Origin of the sequence: Streptomyces sp. CGMCC 4.7035, from assembly GCF_031583065.1 — a bacterium.
Classification (GTDB): Bacteria; Actinomycetota; Actinomycetes; order Streptomycetales; family Streptomycetaceae; genus Streptomyces; species Streptomyces yaanensis.
The window spans coordinates 2,240,452-2,253,053 of record NZ_CP134053.1; the positions used below are offsets into that span (position 1 = coordinate 2,240,452).

Here is a 12,602-nt window from a genome sequence, read left to right on the forward strand (position 1 = left end):
CACTCCTCACGCCCCTCCGGAGCCCCTCACCCGACGCCGGACGCGTCCAAAGCCCACTGAGCGCAGAGAAAGCCGCCTCATGCCCCTGCCCACACCGCCCTTTGCCAACGACGGCGATCAAGCTTCTCGCCACGACCTGTCGGTGCCCTCGCCTCCGAGGAGTGCCTCACCGGTAGCGCTCAGGGACCAGGGCAGGACACCGGCTCCACTGCCGCCCGCAGACCGGCCGCAGGGCACCGGCCCGACCCGGGCCCCCAGCCCCGCGCCCCGCCTCATCGTCGGCCTGCCGCCCGCCCACGCCGCGCTGATCTGTGTCGCCCTGCCCGGACTGGCGATCTCCACGGACCAGGGGCAGCTGACGGGTCGAGGCCTGGAGGGGTTCTACCGCGCGGGTCGGCGCACACTCGCCCGCTGCCAGGTCCGGGTGGCGGGGCGCGAGCCGGTTGCCGTGCAGGCCCGGATGGTCGCAGCCGACCGCGCCCGCTTCGTGGGGACGGTTCACGTCTCCCCGGATGCCGGCCCGGATCCGGACGTTGTCGTGGAGCGCATCCGGTCCGCGGACGGCACCGAGCGGATCATCCTGCACAGCGCGGCCCCGCGGCCCCTCCGTCTGCCGGTGGAGGTGGCCCTCGCCACGGACCTTGCGGAGCTGGGCGCGATCGCCTCGGGCAGCACAGGGCCCGAGCTCCCCTCCACGGTCCACGACTCCGGACTCCGCTGGACCTGCCCGAAGGGCGACTCCGCGGTCACGGCCGATCCGCCGCCCGCCGATGCCCTCGCTTCCGCCGGACTCCTGCGCTGGGAGCTGGAACTGCCACCGGGCGGGACGCGGAGCGTGGAGCTGCGCGTCCGGCCGGACATCACGAGGTTCGTCGGACCAGTGGGACGCGCCGCGACGGGCTTGCTTGCGCAGGCCCGGGCTACGGGAGACGACCCCAGAGTCGAGCCGCTGCTGCGCACCTGCGTCGAGGACCTCCAGGCGCTGCTGCTGCGCGCCCCCGGGTACCCCTCCGACACCCACCTCGCGGCGGGGGCACCGTGGCGCTGCGGACCGGCACCTGCCGAGGCCCTGACGGCGGCCCGGATGACACTGCCGCTCGGTACCCGCCTCGCCGCAGGCACCCTGCGGACCCTGGCCCGCACCCAACTCGGCGGCAGCAGCTCGCGCTCGGGCATGGTCCCAGGTCCCCGGAGGGACGCGGGCACGCACCTTCCTCCCGGCTGCACCGGTACCGAGGCCACCCTGCTGTTCCCCGTGCTCCTCGCGGAGGCCCGGAGGTGGGGACTGCCGGAGCAGGAGACTGGGGAGTTGCTGCCCGCGGCGGAGCACTGTCTGAGGTGGCTGCGCACCGCCGTCGGCGACGGCGTCTATCTCCCCGACCCGCAGTCGAGTGGGCCGCAGCGCTGCGAGATCCAGGCATACGCCCATCGGGCTGCGGTGCTCGGTGCCGATCTGCTCGACGAGTGCGGGCGCTCGGGTGGATCAGAGCTGCGCGAGTGGGCGGAGGCGTTGCGCGACGCGTTCGGCGAGGACTTCTGGATCGAGGACCCGTCCGGCGGCAGACCGGCGGCCGCCCGCATGCCGGACGGGCGTCTCGTGCCGCACCTCGGCGCGGGTGCCGTCCATCTGCTCGACACCGGACTGCTGGGCTGCGGAACCCTGGCGCCGGGCCTGCTTGACAAGGTGCGGACCGAGCAGCTCGTGCGGCTGCTCGGCGGTCCCTCCATGGACTCGGGCTGGGGCCTGCGTGGCCTGGGTGCCAAAGAGGCGGCGTACAACCCGTTCGGACATCGTGGTGGAGCCGTGCGGGTCCAGGAGACCGCGGTCGCCTTCGCGGGGCTGGCCGCCGCGGGTTACGAGAAGGAGGCGAGCCGGCTGCTGCACGGGCTGCTGGCCGCGGCGGAGGCGTTCGGATACCGGCTGCCCGAGATGTTCGCGGGCGAGCCCCGCACGCAAGGGAGTGCGCCGCTGCCGCATCCGGCGGCCTGCCGCCCGGCCGCCACGGCGGCTGCCGCCGGTGTGCTCCTTCTGACCGCGCTCGCGGGCGTCCGCCCGGACATCCCGGCCGGGACGGTGACCCTGCGCCCTGTCCGCAGCGCCCCGCTCGGCGAGATCGTCCTGACGGGACTGAGGGTCGCCGGGGCCCCCTTCTCCGTCCGCGTCGGCCGGCTCGGCCTGGCCATGGTTGAGGAGGCGGCTGACGGACTGCAGCTGGGCGTGTGACCTCGGGTGATGTATCAGAGGACCGTGGATGGTGGCTGTTGGTGAGACCTGTACCGGACAGAAGTGGATCAGTGGCCGAAGCGGTCGGGGAAGGGAGTGTTTATCGTCAGGAAGACGACTATGATCGCGGCATGCCCTACGACCCGTCAGCCTTTCCGCCCTTCGCCGTCACTGTGGACCTGGTCGTGCTGACCGTGCGCCGCCATGCCCTGTGTGCGCTGGCGGTACGGAGGGGCGAGCCCCCCTTCCAGGGCCGGTGGGCACTCCCAGGCGGCTTCGTACGGGCCGACGAGGACCTGGCGCAGGCCGCTGCACGCGAGCTGGCCGAGGAGACGGGGCTGCGCGCCCATGACCCGTCCGTGCCGGCTCAGGACAACGGCGCCCACTTGGAACAGCTGGCCACCTATGGCGATCCGAAACGCGACCCGCGGATGAGGGTGGTCAGCGTCGCTCATCTAGCGCTCGCCCCCGACCTGCCCGCGCCCCGAGCCGGAGGTGACGCCAACAGCGCGCGCTGGGCGCCCGTGGAGGAGCTGCTGCAGCAGGGCGGCTACGGCAGGGACGGCGAACAGGCGGCGCCGCTCGCCTTCGATCACGCGCAGATCCTGGCGGACGGCGTCGAGCGCGCCCGCTCCAAGATCGAGTACTCGTCACTGGCCACCGCCTTCTGCCCGCCCGAGTTCACCGTCGGCGAGCTGCGCCGGGTCTACGAGGCCGTATGGGGAGTGGCGCTCGACCCGCGCAACTTCCACCGCAAGGTGACCGGCACGCCCGGCTTCCTGGTCCCCACGGGCGGCACGACGACCCGGCAGGGCGGCCGCCCCGCGCAGCTCTTCCGCGCGGGTGGCGCCACGTTGCTCAATCCGCCGATGCTGCGTCCCGAGGTCTGAGAGCCCGCCGAAGGGGGCGGGAAGACAGGCTGTTCCCGATAAACATCCGAATGGAGTGCAAGTCGGCGCCCGGTCACCCTTAGGTACCCGAAAAAATGGACATATCGCGCTATCTTGCTTCGGGTGATCCAGGCGATCGGACTGACCAGCCACTCCCGCGAGGACCTTCCGCCCGCCGTCGACGACGTGTCCTTCGAGGTGCACGCAGGCCGTGTCACCGCGCTCCTCGGAGCCTCCGGCGCGGGCAAGACGACGGCGCTCAGGCTCATGCTCGAACTCCAACCGGGCCGTGGCATCACCTACTTCCGGGGTCGTCCGCTGCACCGCATCGCCCACCCCTCGCACGAAGTGGGGGTCCTCCTCGGCGATGTCCCGGGTCACCCCGCACGCACGGTCCGTGGACAGCTGCGCATGTTGTGCGCCGCTGCGGGCGCGCCCATCCGCCGTGCCGACGAGGTCCTTGAAGCGGTCGGGCTCGTCAGTCTGCGCGACGAGCGCCTGGGCACCCTTTCGCGCGGCATGGACCGCCGTCTCGGCCTCGCCTGCGCCCTGCTCGCCGACCCTCACACGCTCGTGCTCGACGACCCCGCCGCCGGGCTCTGCGCCCGCGACGGTCGTTGGCTGCACGGCGTTCTGCGTGCGCACGCCGCCCAGGGCGGCACCGTCCTGTTCGCCACGGGCGACCCCAAGGAGGCCGCACGCAACGCCGACCACGTCGTCACTCTCGACCAAGGGCGGCTCGTGGCCGACCAGCAAGCCGCCGACTTCGCCCGCACCCGACTGCGACCCCGAGTGGCGGTTCGCAGCCCGCACGCCACGCGCCTCGGCACGCTCCTCGCCAAGGAGGCCAGAACAGCGCGGCGTTCCGTGGAAGTCGTCCACGAGGACGGCAACCGGCTGACGGTCTATGGCAGTACGTGTGCCCACGTCGGCGACACCGCGTTCCGGCACGGCATCCTCGTACACCAACTCGCTGATGAGAGCGGCGACATGGGCCCGCCCGCAGGTGTCGAGAAGACCTCCCCCTCCCCCTCGCCCTCCCCGTCTCCGCCGGCCGAGGTGCTCGAGTCGGGCAACGCGTCCCCGCTGCCACCACCCATCAGCGTCCGGCCGGCCCCCGGCCCGCTGCGCCCGCTGCGCTACGAACTGCGCCGCGCCACCGGTGTCGGCACCGGCTACCTCACCGCGGCCGCCGTGCTTGTCACCTCCGCCCTCGTCTCCGTACTCCTCGCACGCATCGGACACACCCCGCAGCCCCGCCTGCTGGCCGCCTGGCCGTACGAGCTGCCGCTGCCGCCAGCGGCGCTCGGCGCGGGCCTGCTGGGAGCCGCGGCCTTCGGCGATGAATTCCGCCATCCCGCCCTGGCGGCGGACCGCGGCACCGTCCCTCGCCGCCTAGGACTGCTCGCCGCGAAACTCCTCGTCACCGGTGCCATCGCGCTGGCGCCGGCCCTGCTCGCCGTCGGCTGCGATCTCGGGATGCTCTATCTCTTCTACGGAGGGGAGCTCGGGAGTGTTCCCGCCGACTGGCTTCCTCTCGGCGCGAGTTGGGCCGGGCTTGTCGTGGGGTGCGCCTGGGCCGGTGTACTGGCTGCCGGAATCTTCCGGTCCACGAGTGCCGGGCTCGCCGCGGTGCTCGCGGTGCCCGTCCTCGTCGTCCCCCTAGTACAGAAGGTGCTGGGGGGAGCGCCTGTCCGCACCGCGGCGGGGTTCACGGCGCGGATGCGTGAGCTGACGCTGCTGCCGTGGCTCTTCGGGGAGCGGTATCCGGCCGCCGTGGCGCGCGTGATCGCGCAACCCGTGGGTGGAGCGATGGCCTTCTCTCTGGCCGCGCTGCTCTGCGCGTATCTGCTCACAACCCTGCGCGGCAGGGTCAGATGACGACCGTCCGTGCCCATCCGTTCCCGCCGTGCGCACAACTTCCCCGAAGAACGCCCATTTCTTTCCGATAAGGCGTCAATTAGGACGCCGTGAGCGATCACCCTTTCGTGTGCTTTTCACCAAAGACCTCAAGGGAGTTGGAAACGGAGCCGACAAAGGATCCGTGAGTACCCTTGCGCACACCATGATGACCGCCGCCCGCTCAGCAGATTCCGGCCTCGCCGGACCGGGCGAACTCGACCGCTACCCCTACGCCGAGGCGCCCGCCGCCGACCGCGTCGGCGCACCCTCATGGGAGGGCGCGGACCCGGAACTGGGCCGCGTCGGCCGGCGCGCCGCAGGCAACCGCGGACGCGGACTGCACGGCCAACTCGTCCAGCAGCTCGGCCAGATGATCGTCTCCGGCGACCTGGGCGCGGACCGCCCACTGGTGCCCGAGGAGATCGGCCAGCGCTTCGAGGTCTCCCGCACCGTCGTCCGTGAGTCACTGCGCGTCCTGGAGGCCAAGGGCCTGGTCAGCGCCCGCCCGAACGTCGGCACGCGCGTGCGCCCGGTGAGCGACTGGAACCTCCTCGACCCGGACATCATCGAATGGCGGGCCTTCGGGCCGCAGCGCGACGACCAGCGCCGTGAGCTCAGCGAGCTGCGCTGGACCATCGAGCCGCTCGCCGCCCGCCTCGCCGCCGGCCATGGGCGCGAGGAGGTGCAGCAGCGGCTCGGCGACATGGTCGAGATCATGGGTCACGCCATGGGGCAGGGCGACTCGCTGACCTTCTCGCGCGCCGACACGGAGTTCCACTCGCTGCTCATCCAGGTCGCCGGAAACCGCATGCTGGAGCACCTCTCGGGCATCGTCTCGGCCGCCCTCCAGGTTTCCGGCGGCCCGGTCACCGGCTGCGACCGCCCGAACGACACCGCCCTGGCCCAGCATGCCCGCATCGTCGACGCGCTCGCCTCGGGCGACGGCGCAGCCGCTGAGGGAGCGATGCGTCAGCTGCTGACCGTCCACCCCGAGGTGGAGCGCGTGGTGCCCGCGCCGCGCGAGCACTGACCGCATTCCGCTGGCGGTGCGACCGGGAGCGGGCGCCCATGTGGGACAGAGCCCGGCCTGCGCGGTCGACGGCTGCAGGGCGCCGTTCACCCGCCGTCGGACTCCGTCGGATCCTCCAGGGACCCGGCGGAGCCCGACGGAGACCAGGGGCGCCCGCCGGTCCGAGGGCGGCGTGGGCGTGGAAGTCCCGGTGCCGGTCGGCCGTCGCGGAGGTCCCGCTGCCGGTTGTGGGTGTTGTGACGCGGGTCACGGTTCCCGGGTGTCGCTCACGGCTTCCACGGTGCGACAGGGTGTGGAGTCGTCGGCGCTTGGATGCGGGTCATGACGCCGACCGACCACCTCTGCCCGCATCTGGGCGTTTTTGAGTGGTTACGGGGTGTGACCCGGGCCACGAAGATTGGGCGTAACGCTCTTCGGAACTGCGCGATGACCTAAGAGGTGACAGCCGAGGAGGGAATACGGACGCCGTTTACGGCGCTGTGCATCTTCCCGGCCCCCGCCCGCGCCGTCGGCCCATCCCCAAGCCGGCGGTCGGCTCCTGTCCGCTGTGGACGGGGCCGGAAGCCGTTTTCCAACGTTCCGAGAGGTTGTTCGTGTCGGCCAGCACATCCCGTACGCTCCCGCCGGAGATCGCCGAGTCCGTCTCTGTCATGGCTCTCATTGAGCGGGGAAAGGCTGAGGGGCAGATCGCCGGCGACGATGTGCGTCGGGCCTTCGAAGCTGACCAGATTCCGGCCACTCAGTGGAAGAACGTACTGCGCAGCCTCAACCAGATCCTCGAGGAAGAGGGTGTGACGCTGATGGTCAGTGCCGCAGAGCCCAAGCGCACACGAAAGAGCGTCGCAGCGAAGAGTCCGGCCAAGCGCACCGCCACCAAGACCGTCGCGGCGAAGACGGTGACCACCAAGAAGGCCGCCGCCCCCGCTGCTCCGGCGGTGCCGGTCGCCGATGACCCGGCTGAGGACGCGTCCGTCAAGAAGGCCGCTGCCAAGAAGGCGGTCGCCAAGAAGGCGGTCGCCAAGAAGACGGTTGCGAAGAAGGCCGTCGCCAAGAAGACGACCGCCAAGAAGGACGACGTCGAGCTGCTTGAGGACGACGTCCTCGAGGAGGCCCCCGGCAAGGGCGGCGACGAGCCCGAGGGCGCCGAGAACGCAGGCTTCGTGCTCTCCGACGAGGACGAGGACGACGCGCCCGCGCAGCAGGTCGCCGCGGCCGGTGCCACCGCCGACCCGGTCAAGGACTATCTCAAGCAGATCGGAAAGGTCCCCCTGCTCAACGCCGAGCAGGAGGTCGAGCTCGCCAAGCGCATCGAGGCAGGCCTGTTCGCCGAGGACAAGCTGGCCAACGCGGACAAGCTCGCCCCCAAGCTCAAGCGCGAGCTGGAGATCATCGCCGAGGACGGCCGCCGCGCCAAGAACCACCTCCTGGAGGCCAACCTCCGTCTGGTGGTCTCGCTGGCCAAGCGCTACACCGGCCGCGGCATGCTCTTCCTGGACCTCATCCAGGAGGGCAACCTCGGTCTGATCCGTGCGGTCGAGAAGTTCGACTACACCAAGGGCTACAAGTTCTCCACGTACGCCACCTGGTGGATCCGTCAGGCGATCACCCGCGCCATGGCCGACCAGGCTCGCACCATCCGTATCCCGGTGCACATGGTCGAGGTCATCAACAAGCTCGCGCGCGTGCAGCGCCAGATGCTCCAGGACCTGGGTCGCGAGCCCACCCCGGAGGAGCTGGCCAAGGAGCTCGACATGACCCCGGAGAAGGTCATCGAGGTCCAGAAGTACGGCCGTGAGCCCATCTCGCTGCACACCCCGCTGGGTGAGGACGGCGACAGCGAGTTCGGTGACCTCATCGAGGACTCCGAGGCCGTCGTCCCGGCCGACGCGGTCAGCTTCACGCTCCTCCAGGAGCAGCTGCACTCGGTCCTGGACACCCTGTCCGAGCGCGAGGCGGGAGTCGTCTCCATGCGCTTCGGTCTCACCGACGGTCAGCCGAAGACCCTCGACGAGATCGGCAAGGTGTACGGCGTCACCCGTGAGCGCATCCGCCAGATCGAGTCCAAGACGATGTCGAAGCTGCGTCACCCGTCGCGGTCCCAGGTGCTGCGCGACTACCTCGACTAGGCGAGCCTCGACAGCGCGTCGGAAAGAGCCCGGCTCCGGTGTGGAGTCGGGCCCTTTCGCGTGCGCGATGCGATGACCTGAATCACTGTGGGTGTTCCACGACAACCTCACAGTGAGGAGTGCGCATGCGTCGTCCCTTCGCCGGAGCGTTGGCCCTCGCAGCTGCGGCAGCCCTGATACCACTCGCTTCCCCCGCATCCGCGACGTCCGACAGCGTCGTCATCGGAGGCTTTCCGGTCGACATCTCGCAGAGCCCGTGGACGGTCGCCCTCTCCAGCCGTGACCGGTTCGGAGGTACGCGGGCAGGGCAGTTCTGCGGGGGAGTGGCGGTGGACCGTTCCAGGGTCCTGACCGCGGCCCACTGTCTGAGCGCGGCCGTCCTGGGAGCGCCGCCGGGTCAAATGGCGGACCTGAAGATCATCACGGACCGTACGGACCTGTTGTCCAGTCGAGGCAAGGAGGTCGCGGTGACCGCCACCTGGGTGAATCCCCAGTACAACAGTTTTACCAATGCCGGGGACTTTGCCGTTCTCACCCTTGCCTCCCCGCTTCCCCCGAGCTCGGTCATCCCCATGGCCGCGGCCGGCGATCAGGCCTATACACCAGGTACGGCCGCGACGGTGTACGGCTGGGGTGACTCAACAGGGGGCGGCGACTACGCACTGAGTCTGCGTGGCGCGAACGTACAGGTCCTGCCGGATACGGCCTGTCAACAGGCGTATCCGGGCGGCCTGGGGGGGAAGTACGTGGCCGAGTCCATGCTGTGTGCCGGGGTGTCCGCGGGCGGCCACGACGCCTGTCAAGGAGACAGTGGGGGGCCGCTGGTCGCCAAAGGGCGCCTGATCGGCCTGGTGTCATGGGGGAACGGCTGCGGGCAGGCCGGCAGCCCCGGGGTCTATACGAGGATCTCGGAGGTCGTGAAAACGCTGACGGTCGGCCGCTGAGCACAGCGAGCCCGTACGGGAACCTCCGTAAGTACGGGCACTGAAGCGGTCCCTGTACGCATAAGGGAGGGCCTTGGGCCGTCGCCGCCGGCCGTCCGAGCCGGGTACGTGTCAGAAACCCGCTGTGGGACGCACGGTACGAGTACGGGCGGCCACTCCTGTCACCAGGGGGGTGGCCGCCCGTTCACCGGCCTCGGTGCCGGTGTCGGCTCGTCGTGGACGCGAAGTGTCAGCGTTCCTCTTCGGATGCGCTTGCCGGAACGGAGGTGAGCCGCTCCGTCTCGTCCTGTATCTCAGCGGCGATCTTCTTGAGTTCCGGCTCGAACTTGCGACCATGGTGGGCGCAAAAGAGCAGTTCTCCGCCGCTCAGGAGGACGACGCGCAGGTACGCCTGGGCGCCGCAACGGTCGCAGCGGTCAGCGGCCGTCAGCGGGCTCGCGGGGGTCAGAACAGTAGTCACGTCGCCTCTTCTCTAGCTCGACGAGCTGTCGTACCAGGGTCAACATCCAACCAGGCCGAAAACGTTCCCGCTCGCGGCTTTTCCTTGAAAATTTCTTTCCAGGCCGGCTGTCTGCTGCCGGTTGGCGGCGAATGAGCCGTATTGCGTTTCTTGCGTCGTACGGATTCGCGCTGTCTGTCGGTTGTCCGGTCCTCCCGGCGGGGTTGCCGGTTGTTCATGAGGACGTGCCCGGAGCCTAAATGGTTCATGCCTCGAAGGGAACGTGATATGTACTTCACTCCATCGAGGGATCGAACGCCCGTACGACTCTGGACTAGTCTGAGTTCAGAAGAGGGTGGCGGTACAACGGCTCTACCAGGCCTCGGTACCCTCGGACCGGCGACCGAAGCCAGCCCCTTACCCCAAAGGGCCCCACCTGAAATTCAGCGAGGAGCGAACCGCGTGACCGCCGAGACGTCCGTGCCGTCCACAGCGCTGCTGACCGGAGCAGACCGGGACGGTTCCAACTACACCGCGCGGCACCTGCTCGTCCTCGAGGGTCTCGAGGCCGTGCGCAAGCGCCCCGGCATGTATATCGGCTCCACCGACAGCCGCGGCCTGATGCACTGCCTCTGGGAGATCATCGACAACTCCGTCGACGAGGCTCTGGGCGGCTACTGCGACCACATCGAGGTGATCCTGCACGACGACGCCTCGGTGGAAGTGCGGGACAACGGCCGTGGCATCCCGGTCGACGTGGAGCCCAAGACCCGCCTCTCCGGAGTCGAGGTCGTCATGACCAAGCTGCACGCGGGCGGCAAGTTCGGCGGCGGCTCGTACGCGGCGTCGGGCGGTCTCCACGGTGTCGGCGCGTCCGTGGTCAACGCGCTCTCCGCACGCCTGGACGTCGAGGTCGACCGCGGTGGCCACACCCACTCGATCAGCTTCCGGCGCGGTGTGCCCGGTGTCTTCGCCGGTGACGGGCCGGACGCCAAGTTCGAGGCGAAGAGCGGCCTGCACAAGGCCAAGAGGCTCCCCAAGACCCGCACCGGCACGCGCGTGCGCTACTGGGCCGACCGCCAGATCTTCCTCAAGGACGCCAAGCTCTCCCTGGAGACGCTGCATCAGCGTGCCCGCCAGACCGCGTTCCTGGTGCCCGGCCTGACCATCGTCGTCCGCGACGAGTACGGCCTCGGTGAGGGCGGCAGCAAGGGCGAGGAGTCCTTCCGCTTCGACGGCGGCATCAGCGAGTTCTGTGAGTACCTGGCAAGCGACAAGCCGGTGTGCGACGTCCTCCGCTTCTCCGGCCAGGGCACCTTCAAGGAGACGGTCCCCGTCCTGGACGAGCACGGCCAGATGACGCCCACCGAGGTCACCCGGGAGCTGGGCGTCGATGTCGCGCTGCGCTGGGGGACCGGCTACGACACGACCCTCAGGTCGTTCGTCAACATCATCGCCACCCCCAAGGGCGGCACCCACGTCGCCGGCTTCGAGCAGGCCGTCACTAGGACCATGAACGAGGTGCTGCGCGCCAAGAAGCTGCTGCGCGTCGCCGAGGACGACATCGTCAAGGACGACGCCCTGGAGGGGCTGACCGCGGTCGTCACCGTGCGCCTGGCCGAGCCGCAGTTCGAGGGCCAGACCAAGGAGGTCCTCGGTACCTCCGCGGCGCGCCGCATCGTCACGAACGTGGTCTCCAAGGAGCTCAAGGCATTCCTGACCTCCGCGAAGCGGGATGCCGCCCAACAAGCCCGTGTGGTCCTCGAAAAGGCCGTCGCCGCTGCCCGTACGCGTATCGCAGCCCGTCAGCACAAGGACGCGCAGCGCCGCAAGACGGCTCTGGAGTCCTCGTCGCTGCCCGCCAAGCTCGCCGACTGCCGCAGCGACGACGTCGAGCGCAGCGAGCTGTTCATCGTCGAGGGCGACTCCGCGCTCGGTACGGCGAAGCTCGCCCGGAACTCCGAGTTCCAGGCGCTGCTGCCGATCCGTGGCAAGATCCTCAACGTTCAGAAGTCGTCCGTGACGGACATGCTCAAGAACGCCGAGTGCGGCGCGATCATCCAGGTCATAGGGGCCGGGTCGGGCCGGACCTTCGACATCGACGCGGCTCGCTACGGCAAGATCATCATGATGACCGACGCCGATGTGGACGGCTCCCACATCCGCACCCTGCTCCTGACGCTGTTCCATCGCTACATGCGGCCCATGGTCGAGGCGGGCCGGGTGTTCGCCGCGGTGCCGCCACTGCACCGCATCGAGCTCATCCAGCCGAAGAAGGGCCAGGACAAGTACGTCTACACGTACTCGGACCGCGAGCTGCGTGACAAGCTCCTGGAGTTCCAGAGCAAGGGCATCCGCTACAAGGACTCCATCCAGCGGTACAAGGGCCTCGGTGAGATGGACGCCGACCAGCTGGCCGAGACGACGATGGATCCGCGCCACCGCACCCTGCGCCGGATCAACCTCTCCGACCTGGACGCCGCCGAGACCGTCTTCGATCTGCTGATGGGCAACGACGTGGCGCCGCGAAAGGAGTTCATCTCCAGCTCGGCGGCGACGCTGGACCGGTCGCGCATCGACGCGTAGCGGCTGCGCTCGGCCTGGGCCGGGGGCGGGACTGGTCTGGGGTGGGATGGGACCTGGCGGCTGCTGGGCCGGGCCGCCGGGCTCTGCTCCAGCTCGGCGGCGACGCTGGACGGGTCGCGGCGCATCGATCGCGTAGCGGCTGCGCTCGGCCCGGCCCGGGGGCAGGCCCGAGGCTGGTCCCGGGTGGGACTGACCCGGACGGACTGCTGGGCCGGGTGGCCTCCGGGCTCTGCCCGTAAGTGTCACCAGCGGCCCGGGACCGTGTCACAGGCGGTCCCGGACCGTGTCACCGGCGGCACTCGTGCGGGTCATCTGCGGTACCCGTGCGGCTCGCCGACGGCATCCGTCGATGACACCGACGCCGTCCGAGGCGTTTCTCCACCCTGGGGTGGAGTCCGAGGGCGTTCTGGGTTCCACCCACGATCCACCCTCGCTCCGATCTGCTGACCTGCGGATTTCCG

General features: G+C 70.0%; 8 protein-coding genes. 7 read left to right on the forward strand and 1 reads right to left on the reverse strand.

Annotated elements, in window-relative coordinates; translation table 11 throughout:
- Positions 1-79: 79 nt before the first annotated feature.
- The 6 genes from Q2K21_RS09395 to Q2K21_RS09420 all read left to right on the forward strand — a co-directional run bounded on the left by Q2K21_RS09395 (position 80) and on the right by Q2K21_RS09420 (position 9,116).
- Complete coding sequence (locus Q2K21_RS09395) at positions 80-2,224, forward strand: glycogen debranching N-terminal domain-containing protein (RefSeq protein ID WP_386275984.1); 2,145 nt, start codon at positions 80-82, stop codon at positions 2,222-2,224.
- Positions 2,225-2,355: 131 nt separating this feature from the next.
- Positions 2,356-3,114: an NUDIX hydrolase gene (locus Q2K21_RS09400; protein WP_310768707.1), complete on the forward strand. Its 759-nt coding sequence runs from the start codon at positions 2,356-2,358 to the stop codon at positions 3,112-3,114.
- Positions 3,115-3,237: 123 nt separating this feature from the next.
- Entirely contained in the window at positions 3,238-4,995 is a 1,758-nt protein-coding gene (locus Q2K21_RS09405; protein WP_310768710.1) for an ABC transporter ATP-binding protein, read from the forward strand.
- Positions 4,996-5,158: 163 nt separating this feature from the next.
- Complete coding sequence (locus Q2K21_RS09410; RefSeq protein ID WP_310768713.1) at positions 5,159-6,046, forward strand: FadR/GntR family transcriptional regulator; 888 nt, start codon at positions 5,159-5,161, stop codon at positions 6,044-6,046.
- A 593-nt stretch (positions 6,047-6,639) separates the two neighbouring features.
- Positions 6,640-8,172: an RNA polymerase sigma factor gene (locus Q2K21_RS09415; RefSeq protein WP_310768716.1), complete on the forward strand. Its 1,533-nt coding sequence runs from the start codon at positions 6,640-6,642 to the stop codon at positions 8,170-8,172.
- 125 nt (positions 8,173-8,297) lie between these two features.
- Positions 8,298-9,116 carry a serine protease gene (locus Q2K21_RS09420; protein ID WP_310768718.1) on the forward strand — a complete coding sequence of 273 codons (819 nt, stop codon included), beginning with the start codon at positions 8,298-8,300 and terminating at the stop codon, positions 9,114-9,116.
- 229 nt (positions 9,117-9,345) lie between these two features.
- Here Q2K21_RS09420 and Q2K21_RS09425 read toward each other — a convergent pair whose 3' ends face one another.
- Positions 9,346-9,576 (reverse strand): DUF7455 domain-containing protein, encoded by a 231-nt coding sequence (locus Q2K21_RS09425; RefSeq protein ID WP_109495566.1) that lies wholly within the window; start codon positions 9,574-9,576, stop codon positions 9,346-9,348.
- A gap of 441 nt (positions 9,577-10,017) precedes the next feature.
- Between Q2K21_RS09425 and Q2K21_RS09430 the strand changes: the two genes are divergently transcribed.
- Positions 10,018-12,141 (forward strand): DNA gyrase/topoisomerase IV subunit B, encoded by a 2,124-nt coding sequence (locus Q2K21_RS09430; RefSeq protein WP_310768722.1) that lies wholly within the window; start codon positions 10,018-10,020, stop codon positions 12,139-12,141.
- Positions 12,142-12,602 lie beyond the last annotated feature (461 nt).

Coding starts and splice junctions, on each gene's coding strand:
- Q2K21_RS09395 (WP_386275984.1), top strand. CDS start 80: ATGCCCCTGCCCACACCGCCCTTTGCCAACGACGGCGATCAAGCTTCT.
- Q2K21_RS09400 (WP_310768707.1), top strand. CDS start 2,356: ATGCCCTACGACCCGTCAGCCTTTCCGCCCTTCGCCGTCACTGTGGAC.
- Q2K21_RS09420 (WP_310768718.1), top strand. CDS start 8,298: ATGCGTCGTCCCTTCGCCGGAGCGTTGGCCCTCGCAGCTGCGGCAGCC.